The organism is Bacillus sp. YC2, assembly GCF_019891195.1.
Classification (GTDB): domain Bacteria; phylum Bacillota; class Bacilli; order Bacillales; family Bacillaceae; genus Bacillus.
Genome location: NZ_JAHXDO010000019.1, coordinates 17117 through 38922, shown reverse-complemented (window position 1 = coordinate 38922; position 21806 = coordinate 17117). Strand labels below are relative to the sequence as shown.

At 44.6% G+C, this 21806-nt stretch carries 20 protein-coding genes, 1 tRNA gene and 1 other annotated feature; of the genes, 4 read left to right on the top strand and 17 right to left on the bottom strand.

The features are described from left to right. Positions 1-26: 26 nt before the first annotated feature. The 7 genes from KY305_RS19195 to KY305_RS19165 form a co-directional block, all read right to left on the bottom strand. Positions 27-407: a hypothetical protein gene (locus KY305_RS19195; protein ID WP_223063842.1), complete on the bottom strand. Its 381-nt coding sequence runs from the start codon at positions 405-407 to the stop codon at positions 27-29. Between the two features lie 140 nt (positions 408-547). Further along, positions 548-730, bottom strand: a complete 183-nt coding sequence (locus KY305_RS19190) for an XtrA/YqaO family protein (protein ID WP_223063852.1) — start codon at positions 728-730, stop codon at positions 548-550. A 96-nt stretch (positions 731-826) separates the two neighbouring features. Beyond that, positions 827-982, bottom strand: a complete 156-nt coding sequence (locus tag KY305_RS19185) for a hypothetical protein (protein WP_223063841.1) — start codon at positions 980-982, stop codon at positions 827-829. A gap of 12 nt (positions 983-994) precedes the next feature. Next, entirely contained in the window at positions 995-1135 is a 141-nt protein-coding gene (locus KY305_RS19180; protein ID WP_223063840.1) for a BH0509 family protein, read from the bottom strand. A gap of 107 nt (positions 1136-1242) precedes the next feature. Continuing rightward, a complete protein-coding gene (locus tag KY305_RS19175) occupies positions 1243-1791 on the bottom strand; it encodes a hypothetical protein (protein WP_223063839.1) in 549 nt (182 codons plus the stop codon). Beyond that, entirely contained in the window at positions 1788-2105 is a 318-nt protein-coding gene (locus tag KY305_RS19170; protein ID WP_223063855.1) for a DUF6906 family protein, read from the bottom strand. Before KY305_RS19170 ends, KY305_RS19175 begins: the two co-directional genes overlap by 4 nt. Continuing rightward, positions 2098-2553, bottom strand: a complete 456-nt coding sequence (locus tag KY305_RS19165; protein ID WP_223063838.1) for an ATP-binding protein — start codon at positions 2551-2553, stop codon at positions 2098-2100. The genes KY305_RS19170 and KY305_RS19165 overlap by 8 nt, the downstream gene beginning before the upstream one ends. 337 nt (positions 2554-2890) lie before the next feature. Between KY305_RS19165 and KY305_RS19160 the strand changes: the two genes are divergently transcribed. After that, positions 2891-3721, top strand: a complete 831-nt coding sequence (locus KY305_RS19160) for a site-specific integrase (RefSeq protein WP_262417881.1) — start codon at positions 2891-2893, stop codon at positions 3719-3721. 159 nt (positions 3722-3880) lie between these two features. On the opposite strand, the gene KY305_RS19155 is transcribed toward KY305_RS19160, so the two are convergent. From KY305_RS19155 to KY305_RS19145, 3 genes are all read right to left on the bottom strand, one after another. Next, positions 3881-3953, bottom strand: a tRNA-Arg gene (locus KY305_RS19155). A 42-nt stretch (positions 3954-3995) separates the two neighbouring features. Beyond that, entirely contained in the window at positions 3996-4541 is a 546-nt protein-coding gene (locus KY305_RS19150; protein ID WP_061521137.1) for a site-specific integrase, read from the bottom strand. A 315-nt stretch (positions 4542-4856) separates the two neighbouring features. After that, complete coding sequence (locus KY305_RS19145; protein ID WP_223063837.1) at positions 4857-5087, bottom strand: excisionase family DNA-binding protein; 231 nt, start codon at positions 5085-5087, stop codon at positions 4857-4859. Positions 5088-5316: 229 nt separating this feature from the next. Here KY305_RS19145 and ggt point away from each other — a divergent pair, with 229 nt between their 5' ends. After that, positions 5317-7083, top strand: coding sequence for a gamma-glutamyltransferase (gene ggt / locus KY305_RS19140; protein ID WP_223063836.1), 1767 nt, complete (start codon positions 5317-5319; stop codon positions 7081-7083). Positions 7084-7127: 44 nt separating this feature from the next. Here the strand turns inward: ggt and KY305_RS19135 are convergent, their stop codons facing one another. The 4 genes from KY305_RS19135 to KY305_RS19120 form a co-directional block, all read right to left on the bottom strand. Beyond that, the gene (locus KY305_RS19135; RefSeq protein ID WP_223063835.1) at positions 7128-8303 is read right to left on the bottom strand and encodes an MFS transporter; all 1176 of its coding nucleotides are present in this window, start codon (positions 8301-8303) and stop codon (positions 7128-7130) included. Positions 8304-8437: 134 nt separating this feature from the next. Beyond that, positions 8438-8740 (bottom strand): ArsR/SmtB family transcription factor, encoded by a 303-nt coding sequence (locus KY305_RS19130; RefSeq protein ID WP_223063834.1) that lies wholly within the window; start codon positions 8738-8740, stop codon positions 8438-8440. A 36-nt stretch (positions 8741-8776) separates the two neighbouring features. Continuing rightward, the gene (thrS, locus tag KY305_RS19125; protein ID WP_223063833.1) at positions 8777-10705 is read right to left on the bottom strand and encodes a threonine--tRNA ligase; all 1929 of its coding nucleotides are present in this window, start codon (positions 10703-10705) and stop codon (positions 8777-8779) included. A gap of 51 nt (positions 10706-10756) precedes the next feature. After that, positions 10757-10982 (bottom strand) — a binding site (T-box leader). Positions 10983-11378: 396 nt separating this feature from the next. Then, positions 11379-12260 carry a LysR family transcriptional regulator gene (locus tag KY305_RS19120; protein WP_223063832.1) on the bottom strand — a complete coding sequence of 294 codons (882 nt, stop codon included), beginning with the start codon at positions 12258-12260 and terminating at the stop codon, positions 11379-11381. A gap of 118 nt (positions 12261-12378) precedes the next feature. Between KY305_RS19120 and KY305_RS19115 the strand changes: the two genes are divergently transcribed. Next, positions 12379-13359: a zinc-binding dehydrogenase gene (locus KY305_RS19115; RefSeq protein ID WP_223063831.1), complete on the top strand. Its 981-nt coding sequence runs from the start codon at positions 12379-12381 to the stop codon at positions 13357-13359. A gap of 135 nt (positions 13360-13494) precedes the next feature. On the opposite strand, the gene gltD is transcribed toward KY305_RS19115, so the two are convergent. Continuing rightward, positions 13495-14976 (bottom strand): glutamate synthase small subunit, encoded by a 1482-nt coding sequence (gene gltD / locus KY305_RS19110; RefSeq protein ID WP_223063830.1) that lies wholly within the window; start codon positions 14974-14976, stop codon positions 13495-13497. Between the two features lie 16 nt (positions 14977-14992). Beyond that, complete coding sequence (gene gltB / locus KY305_RS19105; RefSeq protein WP_223063829.1) at positions 14993-19555, bottom strand: glutamate synthase large subunit; 4563 nt, start codon at positions 19553-19555, stop codon at positions 14993-14995. Between the two features lie 147 nt (positions 19556-19702). Between gltB and gltC the strand changes: the two genes are divergently transcribed. Continuing rightward, on the top strand, positions 19703-20605 hold the full coding sequence (gene gltC / locus KY305_RS19100; protein WP_223063828.1) for a glutamate biosynthesis transcriptional regulator GltC: 903 nt from the start codon (positions 19703-19705) through the stop codon (positions 20603-20605). Between the two features lie 62 nt (positions 20606-20667). Here the strand turns inward: gltC and proB are convergent, their stop codons facing one another. Beyond that, complete coding sequence (proB, locus tag KY305_RS19095) at positions 20668-21768, bottom strand: glutamate 5-kinase (RefSeq protein ID WP_223063851.1); 1101 nt, start codon at positions 21766-21768, stop codon at positions 20668-20670. Positions 21769-21806 lie beyond the last annotated feature (38 nt).

The window sequence follows — 21806 nt, the reverse complement described above, 5'->3', positions numbered from 1 at the left end:
CCGTTACAGCACTACTTGTAATGGCATCATTCCGCAACCCCCTCCAATGCTTTTTTGGCGACGTCTCCCCAATCCATATCAATAGCAGGCGGACAGTATTCAAATTCGTTTGTGTATGTGGTTTCTTTGGCGTAAAATTCCAATTCATTTTTATAACGCTTGTTTTCTGCCTGTAGCAACTGAATATCTTTCTGTGCCTGCCGGAATTGATTGGCCGCAATGTCCTGCTGTCGCTGGTGTTCCCGATTAGCAGCCTGCTGCATGATTACCTCTTCAGCGAGCTTTTCGGCTGCTGCTTCTAAAGAAATTTGCTCAGGTGTACTGGCCGGCGTTTTTGAAAGGGCGCAAATGTAAGAGCCGGTATATAAAACTTCACCTTTTGACAAATTGATTTTGAATTCTTTCATGCCTAGGCCTCCCGGTCAAAAAGACATGTTTTGCATACAACCCAATGAGCTGAGTAATATATTTTTCCGCAGCGTTCACACTTGCGGGCAATTTCGTTTTGATACATTTTCGTTTCCTCCCCCGCAGGGGAATGCCCCTGCTAATTGAATTTATGGCCGATCTCGTAATCACAACGAGCCAGGCCGCCTTTTATTGTTTGAATGATTGTTTTACCGTGTTCGGGTGCCTCAACGATGTACGCGGCGTTTTGGTTGCCGTCTAACACGATGACAGACACCTTTCCCGGCTCAATAAACTGAGAAATACCTGTATTTTGATTGATATATGTTTTGGCTGCATGTTCAAAGCCACCGTATGGTATAATAAAAGTGTCGAGTTTTTATTTACCATACGGTGGCGGTTGCTTTATTGGCCGTCCTTACATCCAATATTTTGACGGGAAGAGCTGCATACCAGCCTTTGGTTTTTCCGTCGGAATGATTGGGTGTTTTTTTATATACGTAAGACGTTCCTCTTCGCTCATCACCCGTGTTATTACTTCACCATGCCGGCGCAAGTTTTTGTTTTCTGTCATGGTGCTGTCCTCCTATTCTTCGTTTAAGCCTTTGATTGCGAGATTGTATAAGCGCTCAAGCTCTTCGTCTGTCTTACGGTTTAAAAAATCCTTGCCGTATGAACCGATAAGCAAAAGCCATTCAATTAAATGCTGACGTTCTGCCTGTCCCAATGTCTGCCGCTCCCTTCATAATCAGCATTTGCAAAGCCGCGTTCCGTACCTCTGGGGCACAGTCCTCATAACGCACGATAACCATAAGTTGCTGGATCGTTTCTTTTTCAAAAGGGAAGCTTTTGCTTGTTGCGTTCATCTTCTGACGCTTCCTTTCCGAGCAAGCCGGATTCCCGAGGCTCAATGAGGTCTTTTTTTGCTTGGTCGATGATAAGAAATAACGTTTCGTCTTCATTCCGTTTCAGCTCTTTTGCTATGTTGAGGTAAGACTCATTCGCCGCCCATAGCTCCCGGAAACGCCTGATTTCACTGTCATAAAACATGAAGTTTAGTTCCTGAAAAGGGATATACACCGGGCTTTCTTCAAACAAATAGCGCAGCCGAATCATTTTCTCTTTCATCGTTTTCTCAGATATTCTTATTCTGTTGTTAGCGCGTAAACCGTTCTTACGTGCGGGCAGGATGTTTTTTCTTGCAAAGTCCATGACCAGGAGAATGATTTCGTCCGAATCCCTGTTTAATAATTCCGACATATCAAGAGTTGATTTCCCATCATGCCAGTATTGAACGACCTTTTTCAGCTGGACCATTGACCATTCATGATTCATATTTTCTAAAGCCAGTTCGAACCGTTCGGCATTGACCGCCTGACTCATGCTAAACACTCCCTTTTGTAATTCATATAGCGGTGAACCAGTATGAGACGGTGCTCGTGCTGTAAGTGCTCTAAGACAAGCCAGTTCTCAATGGTCAGGCCGTTTGCCTTAATGATTGCCTTCTGTGCACGCGTTGGAGATTTGCCACGTTTCACACTGCATTCCCCCCTAAAGTTCTGATAGTCTGCTATTTTTTGATCAAGAAGAGTGATAAGCTTATCAAGCTCTTGGTTGCGTTCGGCGTCGGTAAGCTTTCGCTCCGCTTCAAAATTCCAAACGCCGGGCATGATCATGTCAGCCTTAGTTCTAAGCACTATTCCCACCTCCTTTAATGCGTCTGTCCTCTCCAGTGAACTTGACAACCCTCGTCCCTTGCATCATTCGAGATATGATCCGACCGCCGTGTGTACCGTATTTGTTTTGGAGGCTTTCAACGTTGTAGTTGGTCGTTATGATATTGGGCTTGTCCTCCCGAGACTCAATAATTGTCAGAATCAAGTCAGCAGCCAATGATTCCTCCCCGTCTTTATCCTTCCTGACATACTCAGCCCCAAGATCATCCAGCACCAGTAACTCGCATGATTCAATGTTTTTCAAAATGTGTGCTTCTGTCTCTTTTGAATCGCCATAAGAGTTTCGGATTTTTCTAAGTAGCATTTTTGTATTGGCGAAGATGACATTTTTCCGTAGACTCTTCACATGCTGTGCGACGCTGTGAGAAAGGTGGCTCTTTCCGATCCCGTAATTGCCTTGCAATAACAAAGAATCAAAATCACCCCAGTTTCCAAAGTTCTCCGCGTACCATTTCAGCTTGCGAAATGCGTCCTGTTACGAATCGGATAAACCTTTCAAATTAAAATTTCCGAATCTGGCTTTCTGTGTATCCGGAGGGACAAGACTGTTATTCCAGAAAAAAGCGTCAGCTGCTGTTTCTTCTTGAAATTGAATCATTTCTTTTTCAAGCGCTAAGTTATCGCATGATAAACACCGGCTATGCCGTTGGTCTAACATTTATAGATTTATACTTAATTCAAGATTCTCTTTTGGAAACATTGAGTATACCGAAGGATTAAAGGAATTTACTCCCTCATGTGACGAAATGAAAACGTTATTGTGTATACTAGAAATGTATGGGTACTTCTTTTTAAATGAGTTTGGAGCTGAACATGCCAAAGAAACGGTTAGAAAACTGAATACGCACATTAGAGCTTGTGTGCAAGAAGCTATTGAAGAAGGAATTATTCAATTTGATTTTATTAGGAAAGCAAAATTGACTGGAAGTGTGGAATCAAAACGTCCCGAAGAAAAACACTTGAATTATGTTGAGAGTCAAAAGCTTTTAAATGAATTATATGTGCGCAAAGATCAGTCTATCGGATATTATTTATTAATACTGGCCCTTACTTCGGGAATGCGATTTGCTGAAATGGTGGGGTTAACTCCCGAGGATTTCAACTTTGATTTAAATGAGATTACAATCAACAAAACCTGGGATTATAAAAAAGGAAAGGGTTTTGCTAAGACAAAAAATGCGTCTTCATATAGGACCATTAAAATGGACTCCAATACAATGGATTTATTCAAAAAGTTGTTTGCTGAAATGCCTGACAACATACATAATCTTGTATTTTATAGTCCTCGCAGTTCTAAAAAAGTCATTACCAACGAATTTGTCAACAAAATATTGAAAAAGACATTGACAGACTTGAAAATAGAAACAATTTCGATACATAGGTTGAGACATACATATGCCAGCGTGTTGCTCTATAAGAAGATTTCAATTTATTATGTCTCAGAACGTTTAGGACATGCGAAGATAGATACCACGCTTGATTATTATTCACATGTAATTAAAGAACTCCGTGAAGAAGATACACGAAACACCATCGACTTATTTGAAAAAATGCCGACCGCGAAAACATCTGTATAGCAATGTGCAAAAAATGTACAAAACAAAATAAATTCACATCGTTTTTCAGCGGATTCTTACAAAAATAAAAAACTCGCGAAAACAACAAAAACCCTTGTTATACAAGGGTTTTTGTTGTTTTGCAGACATTATTAACCTGCACCTATCCTATGCAAAAAACGCTCTAGGAGAGATTCGAACTCCCGACCTGCAGTTTAGGAAACTGCTGCACTATCCGCTGTGCTACTAGAGCTTACTTTCATAATAGTACCGCTGATGCTCATTTTTTTCAAGTCTACAGCCCTCCGAATACTTTATATGCGGCTCTTGTCGTATCTTCATCAATACCGATATAGCGCATGGTAATCGAAGGAGAAGAATGATTTAAAATCCGCTGCAGCTCGGCGATATCCTTCGTCCGCTGATAAAAATGATAGCCGAACGTTTTTCGCAGCGTATGCGTGCCGATCTCCTCCAATCCGCAGGCAGCTGCCGCCTCCTTTAAAATTCTGTACGCCTGAATGCGGGAAATGGGCTTGTTCGTCCGTTTGGATTTAAATAAATAGTCATTCTCCTTCATATCTTTTGTATAGGCGTAAATATCAGCTTTCAGTGATTCTAATATCAAAATTTTTCTTTTCTTTCTCGTTTTGCTTTCGGTTGCCCACACATGATCTTTGTTCCTGACATCTTTCACGCGAAGCGGCAAAATATCAGAAATGCGCAGCGCGCTGTTCATGCCGAAAATAAATAAAAAATAATCCCTCTCGCTTTTGTTCATTAAATAACGTTTGACTTCCTGAATTTTTTCCAAGCTTCGGATCGGCTGTACGATATGCATCAAAAAACCCCTTAAAAATGGTAAAGTAACATATTGAGTCTTATGTTACTATTATAGTCGAAACCTGTTGAATGATAAAGGATAAAGCCCCTTATGTAACATAATATACATAGTGTTACATAAGGGGGCAAAGAGTCTTAGTTTCAGCAAGACACCCCATAAAGCCATTTAAACTGTTTTCAGTGGTTTTTGGTGATCTGGATACCCACGGTATTAAAAACGAAAAACAGCACCTTTAAAACGGAATCTGAGCACTCGTTTTTTTCATGAACAGCTGAAAAAATGCAAAAAAAAGACACAATATGTAATTGTGTCCTAGTCCTCGTCTTTTACATCAATATCCTCAGGAATCGGTTCATTTAAAATCTCTTGAATCATTTCCTTATATTTTTCCAGCTGCTCAAGATGGGTGTGAAATTGTTCCTTGTTAATTAAATACTGATGACCGTCATGAACGGCCCTTATTTTATTCGTCAGAACCAAGTTTTGCACATATTCTTCAGGAAGGCTGGTAAACTCCGCTGTTTCCTTGATCGTTAAATACATGGCTCACATTCCTTTCATTCATCATGCTTTTTATTGTAGCTTATTTTTCACAAATATGCTTGTATTGCATCCTCTTTTAAAGCAGTTTCCCCTTCAGCCTATTCCCGTCTGATTATATTCACACAGAAATCATAGCTTTTAATATGCCGGACTATTCCCTTTGTCACTTGTGAAAACAGCACATTTTTCTTATTCTATAATTGTAAGAGGAAAATAAAGGAGGCAGACTATGAAAAAAGTGAAAAATCTCTGTTTTATCGTTCTGCTTAGTGCTTTGCTGACGGCCGGAAGCATCCCTTATCATGCCCAGGCTAAAAAACACTCATTTTCCTACGACGACTACAAACAAGTGGATGTCGGCAAGGACGGTATGGTAGCCACCGCTCATCCTCTCGCTTCAGAAATCGGAGCTGACGTACTGAAAAAAGGCGGCAATGCAGTTGACGCCGCAGTCGCAATTCAATTTGCATTAAACGTGACTGAACCTATGATGTCAGGTATCGGCGGCGGCGGATTTATGATGGTTTATGACGCCAAAACGAAAGATACCACCATTATTGACAGCCGGGAACGTGCACCGGCAGGCGCAACTCCAGATATGTTTCTGGATGAGAACGGAAAAGCCATTCCTTTCTCCGAACGCGTTACAAAAGGCACCGCTGTCGGTGTTCCGGGAACACTAAAAGGCCTTGAAAAAGCGCTCGACAAATGGGGCACACGCTCCATGAAGCAGCTCATCACTCCTTCCATTAAACTTGCCTCAAAAGGCTTTCCGATTGATTCGGTTTTAGCTGACGCCATCTCAGATTATCAAGACAAATTATCACACACTGCCGCAAAAGATGTCTTTCTTCCGAACGGGGAACCTCTGAAAGAAGGAGACACACTCGTTCAAAAAGACTTAGCAAAAACCTTCACAGCCATCAAATATAAAGGCACTAAAGCCTTCTATGACGGCGCCTTCACCAAAAAGCTTGCTGATACCGTACAGGAATTCGGCGGCTCGATGACTGAAAAAGACATTAAAAATTTCAATGTTACGATTGACAAACCGATTTGGGGAGATTATCAAGGTTATCATATTGCCACTGCGCCCCCTCCAAGTTCCGGCGGTGTTTTCCTTTTACAAATGCTGAATATCTTGGATGATTTTAAGCTTTCTCAATATGATATCCGTTCATGGCAAAAATATCACCTTCTTGCAGAAACAATGCATTTGGCTTATGCTGACCGCGCTGCATACGCAGGGGATCCCGAATTTGTCAACGTTCCTCTGAAAGGGCTGCTTAATTCCGACTATATCAATGCCCGCAGACAACTGATAGACACCAATAAAGTAAACAAAAAACCGAAAGCCGGTGATCCTTGGGCTTACCAGGAAGGCTCTGCAAACTATAAGATTGTTGAGCAGCCGACCGACAAACAAGAAGGCCAAACAACTCACTTCACAGTAGCTGACCGCTTCGGCAATGTCGTATCCTACACGACTACGATTGAGCAGTTATTCGGTTCCGGTATTATGGTTCCCGGTTATGGCGTCGTCCTGAACAACGAATTAACGGACTTTGACGCGGTGCCTGGCGGCGCAAATGAAGTTCAGCCAAATAAACGGCCGCTGAGCAGCATGACACCGACCATTTTATTTAAAAATGATGAACCTGTATTAAGCGTCGGTTCCCCTGGCGGAGCGACAATTATCTCCTCCGTTCTGCAGACCATCCTGAATAAAGTTGAGTATGGCATGGAGCTGAAAGCGGCTGTCGAGGAGCCGAGAATTTACACAAACAGCATGACATCTTACCGTTATGAAGAAGGAGTGCCGGAAGATGTCCGCACTAAGCTGAACGAAATGGGACATAAATTCGGCGCCAGTCCAGTTGATATCGGCAATGTGCAGAGTATATTAATCGATCGTGAAAACGGCACGTTCACGGGAGTTGCCGATTCAAGCCGAAACGGAGCCGCCATCGGCGTTAATGTAAAGGAATGCAAATAAATAAAAAGAAGCCCAATTTCTCAATAAGAGAAATTAGGCTTCTTTTATTCTGCACTGATTTCTGAAGAAGGTTTTTTACTGCGTAAAGGAGAAAGAGAGATCACGGCACATATCGCAATAATCATCCCGCCTGCTCCAATCCAAGTAACCGAAGCAAGAGAAAGCTGGGTTACAGCAATGCCGCCGATTCCGGCACCTGCGGCCATAGCCAATTGCATCATAGACTGGTTGAGGCCGAGTAAGACACCAGAGGATTCAGGCTCCATGGTTGCTAAATGATATTGCTGGGCCGGGCCTGATGACCAGGCGGCAAATGACCATAATGTAAGCACCACCGCTACGCCGGCCACAGAATGTGTGATAAGCGACAATAAGATCAGCATCAGGGTATGAAGCGCCATCCCGCCGGTTAAAGTCACCCGCGCCCCCCACCTGTCAGCGCTGAAACCGCCTAATTTAGAACCGATAAGACTTGCAACTCCGAATATGAACAGCAGCGAACTCAGCATCCCGCTGCTTATATGGGACACATTCAGTAAATACGGTGAGAGATACGTGTACGCAACGGAATATCCCCCTAACCAAAAGAACGTAATGGCCAAGCCGACCGCTACCTTACGTTTCTTTAAAAGAGAAAATTGCTGAACGAGCGGTACCGGTTTATCTCCTTTCGTCTGCGGCAATGCGAAAAAAATAATGATCATGGCAATGATTCCGAAGACGGCGATTCCTCCAAAAACAGATCTCCATCCAAAAGCCTCCGACACGACTCTGCCGATGGGTACACCAATGATAAGCGCTGCCGTAAATCCCATGATGACAGTAGCAAGGGAACTTGCCTGTTTTCCGGGAGGAGCAATTTTTGCGGCGATATTGAGTGCGGTTACCACAACCATTCCCGCACCAATCGCCATGATAACCCGAGCCGCCACAAACAGCCCGTATCCCGGAAGGATAAAGGAACACAGATTACCGAAAACAAACAAACCGAGGGCGTACATGATGAGTTTTTTTCTGTCCAGCCTTGCAGTAAGAGCCATCATGACAGGCGTTCCGATCGCATAAACAAGTGAGAAAATTGTAATGAGCTGCCCCGCCGCTGCCAGCGTGATGCCCAAGGAATCAGCAATCCTATCAAGCACGCCGGATATGACGTATTCTGATGTTCCGACTAAAAAACTGATAATGGCCAAAATATAAACCTTCCATGTGTTTTTCATCTTACACACTCCTTAGATGTGATTTATATAAAGATATATTAGAATATATCGATATAATAAATAGAGACAAACAAATCGCAATATGTCGATGTGAAGTCTGAAAAAGAAACTGAACCCTTCTTAAGGATTCAGCCTTACATCTCATGCTGAAAAAAATCGGCAATCTTCTTGATGGCTTCTTCATCTCTTTTATAGTATGTGTACTTGCCGATACGTTTTGTCTGAATGAGGCCTGCCCGCTGAAGGATGGAGAGATATTGAGACGCCGTCGACTGCGTCATCTGCAGCTTATCGGTAATCTGACTGACGCATACGCCGATATCATTCATATCAATTCCTTCATGAGGGGCAAAATGACGGTCCGGTTCTTTCAGCCATTGTAAAATCTGTAATCGAGATTCATTGGACAATGCTTTAAAAATATCTATCGGTTTCATACGCTCATTATATCGTGAATTTACGATATGTCAATATTATTTTTCCTGAAGCAGTGTTTTTCGATCAGTCTCACCTTTGATTTGTGAAATGAAATCTTCCAGCTTCACTTCAAATGACGATTCTTTTCCGTATTGTCTTACATGGACAGATTGATGATCGCACTCCCGATCACCTACAACTGCAATATACGGAATCTTCTTCATTTGTGCCTCTCTGATCTTATAGCCGAGCTTTTCTTCGCGCACATCCAGTTCCGCCCGGATGTTCCTTTTTTTCAATTGCCGCTGCACCTCTTCTGCATACTCTTGATGGACAGTGTGAGAGACAGGAATAATTTTCACTTGAACCGGCGCCAGCCATAACGGAAATGCACCCCCGAAATGTTCGATGATAATGCCGAGAAATCTGTCAAGAGAACCGAATACGGCGCGGTGAATCACGACAGGCCGGACTTTTTTGTTTTCTTCATCGATATATGTTAAATCAAATTTTTCCGGCATTTGAAAATCCAGCTGCACGGTAGCGCACTGATGGCTTCGATTCAGGGCATCTTTTATGTGAATGTCGATTTTCGGACCGTAAAACGCTCCATCTCCCTGATTAACACGATAATTGCAACCCAGTTTTTTTAAGACATTTTCTAATGCGCCTTCAGCCCGGTCCCACAGCGTTTCACTCCCCATATGATGTTCAGGTCTTGTTGACAGCTCGATATCATAGGAAAAACCAAACGTACTATAGACCTCATCTATTATTTGAAGCGCTGATGCTATTTCCGCCTCAATTTGCTCTGGCGTTACAAAAATGTGCGCGTCATCCTGGCAAAAAGACCGGACGCGCAGTAAACCGTTCAGCGCCCCGCTGAATTCATGACGGTGCACCTGCCCGAATTCCGCCATCCGAATCGGAAGATCGCGATAGGAACGGAGCTTATCCTTAAACATCAGCATATGGCCGGGGCAATTCATCGGTTTTAACGCAAAGCGCTGATGATCGACATCGGAAAAATACATATTTTCCTTATAATGATCCCAATGCCCCGATCGTTCCCAAAGCCGCTGATTCATCATCATCGGTGTCCGCACTTCCTGATATTGATAAGAATTCTGTAAAGTCCGCAAAAACGATTCGAGCGTATTCCGAATGAACTGCCCGTTCGGCAAATAAAAAGGCATGCCGGGCGCTTCTTCTGAAAACATAAAAAGGTCTAATTCAGCTCCCAGTTTTCGATGATTTCTCTTTTCTGCCTCCTTCATCAGCTGGAAGTGCTGTTTCAGCTCTTTTTTTGTCGCAAATGCCTTCCCGTAGATACGCTGCAGCACTTTACGATTGCTGTCGCCGCGCCAATAAGCGACTGACACATGTGTAAGAGAAAAAGCTTTAATCAGACCGGCAGACGGCAAGTGCGGACCGCGGCATAAATCAGCAAATTCGCCCTGACGGTAAATACTCACTGTATCCTCAAGCGGAATTTCTTCTAAAAGCTCACGTTTAAGGGGATCATCAGCAAACATTTCCTTTGCTTTTTCCCGGGAGATTTCTTCACGGATAATGTCCGGTTTTTCCGATATAATACGGTTCATCTCTTTCTCAATTGCCGCCAAGTCTTGCGCCGTTACAGTATCTTTCATATCAAAATCATAATAAAAACCATTGTCGATAACAGGGCCGATTCCGAAATGGACATCTTTATACAGACGTTTTACGGCTTGTGCCAAAATGTGAGCGGCTGTATGTCTCATTACCTCCAGCCCCGCTTCTGACTGTAAGCTGCACAGCTCAATCACTGAGTCCTCATTAATACTCCGCCCAAGGTCATACAGTGACCCGTTTACCTTGCCTGCTGCTGAAGTCTTTTTTACACTCGGGCTGATTGATTGCGCGATCTCCCCTAACGTTACGCCTTTAGGATACTTTTTTTGATTTCCGTCCGGAAATGTGATGACAATATATTGCTCGTTCACGGTTCGACTCTCCTTTATTTATAATAAATAAAAAAACACACTCATCCCTAAACAAGGGACGAGTGTGTGTCAGACCCGCGGTTCCACCCAAATTCCCGCCACATTAAAGTGACGGCTCATTTTTGCCGTAACGCGGCTATACGGTATCAGTTACTCATCAGTTCACCAATACAGCTCAAAAGGCGGTAAGTCAGTCTTCGTGCCGGGAAGGTCTCAGCCGCGCCCTCCCTCTCTGTATGCCGGTTAGAATGACTCGTATCCTTATCATCGCAATTTTCTAATCTGTCAAAATAAAAAACACACCCATCCCTTAAACAAGGGACGAGTGTGTGTCAGACCCGCGGTTCCACCCAAATTCCCGCCACATTAAAGTGACGGCTCATTTTTGCCGTAACGCGGCTATACGGTATCAGTTACTCATCAGTTCACCAATACAGCTCAAAAGGCGGTAAGTCAGTCTTCGTGCCGGGAAGGTCTCAGCCGGCGCCCTCCCTCTCTGTATGCCGGTTAGAATGACTCATGTCCTTATCATCGCAGATTTACATTTTTGTTTTCCCATTAAAAACAGTTTCGTCTGAAATCTTTATTTTATTATACATAATTGTTTTGAAAAAGAAAGTCTTTCCTTTAAAAAAATATTTTGCATGTTCGGAATAGGCAGTTCTTCCTGTACTCACAGCTCTTCAAAAACACTGTTATCAGACATTTCTTCCAATTCATCCCGCATTTTTTCAAATGCCAGTGTTAAAAACAAATCATGCCGGTAAATAAACGATATATTCATATTCCGAAAGCCCTCAGGCAGCTCATGAAGATAAATATTCTCTCTGTTTTTAAAATAACGGCATGCAGATGCAGGTAAAAAAGAAACTCCCATCCCCGCCTCCACCGCCCCTATAATGGCCTCTAACGTTCCGAATTCTATGATTTTATCAGTGGTAATTCCCTCTTCTTCCAGAAAGCTTTTTATTTTTTGGCGGTGTGAACAGCCTGCGGCCAAAAACAGAATCGGCTGCTGCAGCATGTTCTGCAAAGCGCTTTCCCGTTCACTTGAAATCAAAACCAATTCTTCTTGAAAAACAGCGATTTGCTTAAGATCTTCATGAACAACCGGCCCATATACAAAAGCGCCGTCTAATTCATAGTGCAGAACGTTTTGCACCAAGGTGTGCGTATCACCTGTGGACAATGAAAGATTCACTTCGGGATAGCGATTATAATAGGCTGCAAAAAACTTAGGGAGATAAACGGCTGCTGCCGTTTCAAGTGATCCGATCCGGAGCGGGCCCTTCGGAAGATCGGTTAATTGTGCAGATTTTTGTGCGTCTTGCAGCAACTGAAGTATCCGGTCTGCATCTTTCAATAAACTTTCACCTGAAGCCGTAAGCTTTATTCCCCTGTTCGTCCTGTAAAAAAGCTGCGTGTTTAATTGCCGTTCCAGCTGCTGAATACGATTTGTTACATTTGTTTGGACATAGTGCAGGCTTTTCGCCGCTTTAGAAATGCTTCCTGCCCTAGCGACAGCCTGAAACACTTTTAAGTCTCCGCTTTCCATATAAGGACACCTTCCTGCTATGATTTTTATTGATAACCAGCCATCAATTTTGTTTATTTTACTCAAAATGAAACTGCATGTAAAATTTTTCTCATCAATAATAAAGGAGAAAAAAATAATGAATGCCCTTACCATACAAGAAAATGGGTTTGATTTCAGACAAGTGCCTGACAGACAGCCCGGGCACGGAGAAGTAAAAGTGAAACTGAAAACAGCCGGATTAAATCACCGCGATTTGTTTTTACTGAAAAAACATAGGAAAGGAGATCCTGAATTTATTCTTGGTTCAGACGGAGCGGGGATCATTACAGAAACAGGTGAAGGCGTTCCTTTACATTTGCTCCATACAGAGGTCATCATCAATCCGGTGCTGAATTGGAAAACAATTCAGGTTGTACCGCAGGTTCCCGACATTTTAGGAGGTCCTTCAGACGGAACATTTTCTCCATATGTGATCATTCCTGCGGAAAATGCCGTTCAAAAGCCAACCCGCCTTTCCTGGGAAGAAGCCGGCGTGCTGCCGTTATCAGCATTAACCGCTTATCGCGCATTATTTACAAAAGGGCAATTAAAAAAAGGGGAACACCTTCTTCTCCCGGGTATCGGAAGCGGTGTCGCAACGTACGCCTTGTTAATGGCAAAAGCGATTGGAGCGGCTGTCAGCGTCACATCCCGCAGTGAAGAGAAAAAACACGCCGCTCTGACATACGGAGCGGACGGCGCAATAGACAGTTATGGAGATTGGACCGGAGCACTGAAAGGCGAAAAGGCTGATATCATCCTTGACAGTGTAGGTCCCGCCTTGTTCCAAAACTATTTCAATATCATCAAGCCGAACGGGAGGATTGTAACCTTCGGCGCCAGCTCAGGCGATCATATTGACTTTCCGATCCGTTCATTGTTCTTCCCGCAAATCAACATCCTCGGCACGTCGATGGGAAGCAGTGAGGAGTTTGCGGAAATGATTGAATTTATAGAGCTTCATAAGATTCAACCCGTTATTGATCGTATGTATCCGCTCGGACAGGCGGCTGAAGCATTTACCAGGATGAAGCAGGGACAGCAATTCGGAAACCTCGGATTTGTCTTTAATGAATAGAATGAAGAGGAGCGGGCTGGCACCCGTTCCTTCATTCATTGATGAGCTTTTTATATGATGAAGGAAGAAAGAGGTTTCATTGTCACACAGAAAAACCGGCTGCCATCAGCCGGTTTTATAAATAATCCCCTTTATTTACGGTAAAACAGTGCTCCCCATTAAATAACTGTCGACTTCGCGCGCCGCTTCACGGCCTTCATTAATTGCCCATACAATTAAGCTTTGGCCTCTTCTTGCATCCCCTGCAGCAAAAACGCCGTCAACATTTGTTTTATATTCCCCATATGCTGCATTAATTTTATGATTTGCTGAATCAACGCCAAACTGTTTTAACAACGGCTGTTCGGTGCCTTCAAAACCGATGGCGATAAAGACAAGCTGTGCAGGCCATACCTTTTCGGTTCCAGGAATTTCGCGGAACTCATATTTTCCGAAATCATTTCTGACTTTCTCCATTTGGATCGTATGAAGTTCTTTTAAGCGGCCTTGTTTATCAGTAACCATTTTTGTCGTTTGGATTGAGTATTCTCTCGGGTCTTTCCCAAATTTCGCTTGTGCTTCTTCATATGCATATTCAAGAGTAAAGACGTGCGGCTGTTCAGGCCACATATTTTCATTCGTCCGTGCCTGAGGAAGCTTAGGATGCTTGCCGAACTGATGCACGCTGCGCGCTTTTTGACGCAACGCGGTAGCTACGCAGTCGGCTCCTGTGTCTCCCCCGCCGATAACGATAACGTCTTTACCTTTAGCGTCTATAAATTGTTTGTCTTTGAAATTAGAATCTAAATAGCTTTTGGTGGCTAATGTTAAGTAATCCATGGCATAGTGGACGCCTTTTGCTTCCCGGCCTTCTACCAGCAGATTGCGCTGTTTTTGGGCGCCTGTGCACAGAATAACGGCATCATACCGTTCTTTCAGCTCATCGGCTGTAATGTCGACGCCGATTTCTGTGTTTGTCACAAAATCAATGCCTTCCTGCGTCAGCAGCTTAATGCGCCGTTCGACGATGTCTTTATCAAGTTTCATGCTCGGAATTCCGTACATTAACAGGCCGCCGGCTCTGTCAGCGCGCTCATATACCGTTACAGAATGACCTGCTTGGTTCAGCTGATCGGCGCTTGCAAGACCTGCAGGGCCTGAGCCGACAATAGCGATTCTTTTCCCTGTGCGCTTCGCAGGGATTCGCGGCTGAATCCAGCCGTTTTCAAAGCCTTTATCAATGATCGTCCGTTCAATATTTTTGATTGAAACGGCAGGATCTGAGATGGCCAGCGTACAAGATCCTTCACAAGGAGCGGGACAGACCCGTCCGGTGAATTCCGGAAAGTTATTCGTTTTAAGGAGACGCTCTAAGGCTTCTTTCCAGCGGCCCCGGTACACGAGATCATTCCATTCAGGTATTAAGTTATAAATCGGACATCCGGAAGTGAAGCCGTTTATATCAGCGCCAATTTGACAAAACGGTGTGCCGCAATCCATACAACGCGCCCCCTGCCGTTTTGACGCTTCTTCTGAAAATGGAGCGGAATATTCTTTCCAATCCTTTAAGCGAGTGAGAGGGTCCCGCTCAGCCGGTTTTTCTCGTTTTTCTTCCATAAATCCAGTTGGTTTCCCCATGTTCCTCTCCCCTTCCTTACTGTACTACCGCTTGTTTTTGACCTTGGGACGTCGCTTGTTTTGTCTGTTTTGTGTTGGCTTCAAAGGCATACATAATCGCGTCTTCCTCTGATAAGCCCGCCGCTTTTTGTTCTTCGATGCTGAGGAGCATCTGCTTATAATTTTTCGGAATGATTTTGATAAAGGTTTGGACGGTTTCATCCCAATTGTCCAGCAGGCTTGCTGCTTTTTGGCTGTTTGTCAGCGCCGCATGCTTTTCGGCCATCGCTTTAACCTCTTGAATCTCTGTCTCATGCGTCAGTTTTTCAAATGAAATCATTTCAAGGTTGCATTTTCGTTTAAACGCTTTGGCGTCATCAGCCAATACGTATGCAATTCCGCCTGACATACCTGCTCCGAAGTTTTTGCCGACTTCTCCGAGAATGACAACCCGTCCGCCTGTCATGTATTCACAGCCGTGGTCTCCGATCCCTTCAACAACGACATTGACTCCGCTGTTGCGGACCGCAAATCGTTCTCCGGCACGCCCGTTAATATAGGCTTCTCCGCTTGTCGCTCCGTAAAAGGCTACGTTTCCGATAATGACGTTATCCTGTGTTTCACAGTTGAATGCATCAGGTGCTTTCACGATAATTTTCCCGCCGGAAAGTCCTTTTCCTACGTAGTCATTTGAATCCCCGTTCAAATGAAGCGTCATTCCTTTAGGAACGAATGCCCCGAAGCTTTGTCCGGCTGATCCTGTGAAATGAAGTTTGATCGTATCATCAGGAAGCCCTTCCGCTCCGTAGCGTTTTGAAATTTCACTTCCTGTCACGGTTCCGGCTACACGGTTTGTGTTATTAATCTTTATTTCAACTTCCGCTTCCCTGCCGGCTTCAATCGCGTCTTTTACTGCCGGCAAAATGGCGGTCATATCAAGGGACTGATCAATTTTATGATTTTGCGCCGTACGGAAAGTGCGGATGCCCTCAGGCTGATACAACAGCGTGGATAAATCAAGCTGACCGGCTTTCCAATGTGCTTTTGCCCGTTCGCTGACTTGAAGAACGTCAGTCCGTCCGATCATCTCATCAAGTGTTTTAAAGCCTAACTGCGCCATATATTCACGCACTTCTTCAGCAACAAACAGCATGTAGTTCACGATGTGATCAGGATCGCCCATGAATTTTTTGCGAAGCTCCGGATTTTGTGTAGCGACACCTACCGGACATGTATCCAAATGGCACGCGCGCATCATGACACAGCCCAGCACAACAAGCGGCGCTGTCGCAAACCCGAATTCTTCTGCGCCGAGCAAGGCAGCCATGACGACATCGCGTCCTGTCATCAGCTTACCATCCGTTTCTAATACGACGCGTTCCCGCAATCCGTTTAACATCAGTGTTTGGTGAGCTTCTGCAAGGCCGAGCTCCCACGGAAGGCCTGTATGTTTAATACTTGTTTTCGGCGAAGCGCCCGTTCCCCCATCGTAACCGCTGACGACAATGACATCTGCCGTGCCTTTGGCGACTCCGGCGGCAATGGTGCCGACGCCAGCTTTTGATACCAGCTTGACACTGATTCGCGCATCCCGGTTCGCATTTTTCAAATCGTGGATGAGCTGCGCCAAATCCTCGATTGAATAAATGTCATGGTGAGGAGGCGGTGAAATCAATCCGACACCCGGTGTTGAACCGCGAACATCAGCTACCCAAGGGTATACTTTATTGCCCGGAAGCTGGCCGCCTTCTCCAGGCTTTGCCCCTTGCGCCATTTTAATTTGTAATTCATCCGCATTGACGAGGTAATGGCTTTTTACACCGAAACGGCCGGACGCGATTTGTTTAATTGCACTTCTCCGGTCATCACCGTTTTCATCAGGGACAAATCGTTTCGGATCTTCTCCGCCTTCCCCGCTGTTGCTTTTTCCGCCAAGTCGGTTCATCGCAATTGCCAATGCTTCGTGAGCTTCCTTACTCAATGAACCAAATGACATGGCGCCTGTTTTGAAACGCTTAACGATTGATGCGGCCGATTCCACTTCCTCCACTCTTAAAGGCTTGCGGTCTTCCTGAAAGGCAAATAGATTGCGTAAAAATCCGATCCTCTCTTCATCTGCTGCATGAGAATATTGTTTAAACAGGCTGTAATCATTTTTTCGGCATGCCCATTGTAAGGTATGAATGGTTTTCGGGTTGAAAGCGTGATGCTCTCCTCCGTTTCTCCATTGGAATTCACTTCCTGAATCAAGCGTTTTACTGTAATCATCCTTGTATGCCGCTTGATGGCGCTGTTTTGCTTCTTCTGCAATCGTTTCGATGCCGATACCGCCAAGCTGAGATGCAGTACCCGTAAAGTATTGGTCGATGACGCCTTGGCTGATGCCGACCGCTTCAAAAATTTGGGCGCCTCTGTAGCTTTGAACTGTTGAAATACCCATTTTTGACATCACTTTTACGACGCCTTCTGTAATGCTTTTGCCGTATTTGCTGACAGCTTCCTCATAATTGATATCAAGCCGTCCTGCATCAATTTCCTGTTTGTATGTGGCATATGTCAAATATGGATTTACCGCATCCGCCCCATAACCGATGAGAGCGGCAAAGTGATGAACTTCACGCGCCTCGCCTGATTCAACGATAATGCTTGCTTTTGTCCTGAGGCCTTGGCGGATCAAGTGCTGATGCAGCGCGCTGACAGCCAGTAACGGCGGGATCGGCGTCAATTCCTCAGTCATTGCTTTGTCGGACAAGATTAAAAGGGACACGCCTTGATTGATCGCTTTTTCCGCTTGATCAAACAATTCCTTTAAGCCTTTCTCAAGATCGTCAGAAAACAGCATGTGAATGTTCTCACTCTTCACATCAGGGTGTACAATCGTTTTGAGCGCATTAAACTGCTCATTCGATAATACAGGAGTGTACAGCTTGATGCGCCGGGCATTTCTTTCACTCGGATGAAGAAGATCGCCTTCCGCCCCGAGCCATGTCACCGTTGATGTCACAAGCTGTTCACGGATCGCGTCAATCGGCGGGTTTGTAACTTGTGCAAAAAGCTGTTTAAAGTAATTAAACAATGATTGGGCGCGATCTGATAACACGGCAAGCGGCGCGTCATTTCCCATCGAACCGAGCGGATCCTTTCCTTCTTTAATAACGGGAATTAAATATTTCTGGATGTCTTCATACGTATAGCCGAATGCTTTTTGACGGACGAGAAGATCTGCGAACTGTTCTTCTTCCCGGATTTCCGGATCAGGATTCACTTGAACCAATTCTTCCTCAAGCCATTTTTGATACGGAAATTCATTGGCGATTTCTGTTTTTACTTCCTCATCAGAAATAATCCGGCCTTCCTGCAGATCAATTAACAGCATTTTCCCCGGCTCAAGACGTTTTTTATGCAGAATGTTCTCCTGCTCTACTTCAATGACGCCGACCTCAGATGAGAAAATGATATGATCGTCTTTAGTCACATAGTAGCGAGCCGGACGAAGGCCGTTGCGATCAAGGATGGCGCCGATTTGTTTTCCGTCCGTAAACGAGATGGCGGTCGGTCCGTCCCACGGCTCCATTAAAGAACTGTGATATTCATAAAAAGCTCTTTTCGCTTTTGACATATGGGTGTTTTCCGTCCACGGTTCAGGGATCAGCATCATTGCCGTGTGCGCCGGCTTCCGTCCTGCCATGACGAAAAATTCAAAAGCATTGTCGAGTATGGATGAGTCGCTGCCGTCGGCATTCAAAATCGGAAGAACCTTTTGAAGGTCATCTCCGAAGCTTTCTGATACGAACTGCTGCTCTCTCGCACTCATCCAATTGATATTGCCTCGGAGCGTGTTGATTTCTCCATTATGAATGAGATAACGGTTTGGATGCGCTCTTTCCCATGTAGGGAATGTATTCGTGCTGAATCGTGAATGTACAAGCGAAAATGCAGATACAAATGCTTCATCCTGCAAATCCAAATAAAACGCGTCAACCTGCTCAGGCGTTAACAAACCTTTATAAACAATCGTCTGGCTTGACAGGCTTGCAAAGTAAAAATCGAGCTGCTCTGCTGCGCCCCAATTTTCCGCCTGTTTCCGAATGACATACAGCTTTCGTTCAAAAGCAAGACTGTCTTTTAATTCGCCGCCGGCACCGATAAATACTTGACGGACATACGGGCATGTACTTTGCGCGACTGTTCCGATTTTTCCGACATTAACAGGCACGGTTCTCCATCCGAGAACGGTTTGCCCCTCTTGCTCGATTAATGTATTAACCTGTTTTTCGATTTTTTTTCTTTCTTCTTCATTTTGCGAGAAAAAGACCATTCCTACCCCGTAACGCCCTTTTTCCGGCAGTTTCATTTCTCCGCACTCTTTTTTAAAAAAAGCATCAGGGATTTGAACCATTAAGCCAGCGCCGTCACCCGTATTCGGATCACTGCCCTGACCTCCTCTGTGGTCTAGCTGGCAAAGCATCTTCAGTCCTTTTTTGACAATGTCATGTGAAGCCTTCCCTTTTAGGTGGGCATATAAGCCGATTCCGCATGCATCATGCTCAAATTCCGGACGGTAGAGACCTTGAGCTTTTGGCATTTGATTGTAAGTCATAATTCCTCTCCCCCGATCAGTTTCCGTTAATTACCGGTCATAAAATCTGACAACTCTAAATTCATTGTAAGTTTTCAAAACAATATAAACAATATATAATTTAGATCAAATAGATCTCAAAATGAGATAGATAGGTGTGAGACATAAATGGAATTGCGCCAGCTTCGGTATTTTATGGAGGTAGCCGAAAGAGAACATGTGTCAGAAGCGGCTGATCATCTGCATGTCGCTCAATCCGCCATCAGCAGGCAGATTGCAAATCTTGAAGAAGAACTGAAGGTCACTTTGTTTGAACGGGAAGGCAGAAATATTAAGCTGACGCCGATCGGCAAGCAGTTTTTAGAGCACGTGAGAACGGCGATGAAGGCCATCGATTACGCGAAGGAACAGATTGATGAATATCTCGATCCAAACCGCGGGACCGTCAAAATCGGCTTTCCCACGAGCCTTGCCAGCCAGCTGCTGCCGACAGTAATTTCTGCATTTAAAGAGGAATATCCGAACGTTGAATTTTTGCTGCGCCAAGGGTCTTATAAGTTTTTAATTGATGCGGTAAGAAACAGAGATATTGACGCAGCGCTGCTCGGCCCTGTTCCGACGGATTTTCCGGACATAACAGGCAATATATTATTCACAGAAAAAATTTACGCGCTTGTTCCGTTCAATCATCCGCTCGCCAAAGAGAAAAATATTCATTTAATTGATCTGCGAAACGATCAATTCGTTTTATTCCCTGACGGATTCATTCTCCGCAATATGGCGATTGACGCATGCAAACAGGCGGGCTTTGCACCGCTTGTGTCGACAGAGGGCGAGGATTTAGACGCAATTAAAGGATTGGTATCCGCGGGAATGGGAGTTACTTTATTACCCGAAAGCACTTTTACAGAAACCACTCCCCGGTTTACGGTCAAAATCCCGATTGAATTTCCCCAAGTGAAACGGACCGTGGGCATTATTAAACCAAAAAACAGAGACCTGGCTCCCTCTGCGAACGATTTTTATCATTTTGTCATTCAATTTTTCTCCACACTTGAGCAATATCAATAAATAAAGAACCCGAGCTTCCAGATGAAAGCTTCGGGTTTCTTTGTCTTTCTTTTCATATTAGGTCAGCAGATCGGTATAGACAGTTCAACGTGACAGACAAACGCTTCTGGATCAATAACTGATTGATCCGCTTGTTTGTGAGGCGCTTCTTTTAATGTTTGCAGCTGAGCTGAAGAATAATTGACAATGCCGAGTCCGAGCTCCTCACCCTGTTGATCCAGCAGCCTGACAACCGCTCCGCTGCTGAATTCACCTTTAATTCCATCAATGTCTTTCGGCGATAGGGAAACATTTCCGTTTGCTGCATGGCGGCTGCTTTCTTTTCCCATTACAATTTCGCCTTCCGGGCCGGAATTAAACGCGATCCATTGTTCTTTATGGTTCAACGGAAGTGTTCCTTCCGCTTCAAAATAAGTTCCTTCGGCCGTTTCTTCTACCGCTTGAAGTAAGATGTCAGGAGCGTTTGCCTGCCCGAGAAAGCCTTTAATTCCGGAGGCCATGACGATTTTAAAAGCGTCAAGCTTAGATCGCATGCCGCCCGTTCCCATTTCACTCCCGGCTTCTCCCGCGCTTGCTTCAATCTCAGGCGTAATGTCACTTACATGTCTGACTCTTTTTGCGTTCGGATTGCTGCGCGGATTATCGTCATATAGTCCGTCAATGTCTGATAAAATTGCAAGCATGTCGGCATCGATTAAACCGGCCACTTTTGCGGCCAGCGTATCGTTATCGCCGAACTTCAAACGGTTGACGGTGACGGTGTCATTTTCGTTAATAATCGGAATGATGCCGCGTTCCAAAAGGACATTCATCGTATTGCGGACATTGTGGTAGCGATACTCGTCGGAAAAGTCGCTTCTGGTGATTAAAATTTGGGAAGCGACATAACCGTGCGCTAAAAACAATTTTGAATAAGCCTCCATTAATAACCCTTGCCCGATTGAAGCAGACGCCTGCTTTTCAGGAAGGCTTTCCGGCTTTTGTATAAACCCAAGCTTGCGATAACCTGCTGCAACCGCACCCGAGGACACTAAAATCACTTCATATCCGCTGTCTTTCAGCTGTGCGATTTGATCCACCAATGCTTCTAATTTCCTTCTGCTGATTTCTCCATGCAGGCTCGTCAGTGAACTGCTTCCGATTTTGACAACGACTCTTTTCATCTTGGCCCGAGACGCCACTGTATCACTCCTGTTTTCTC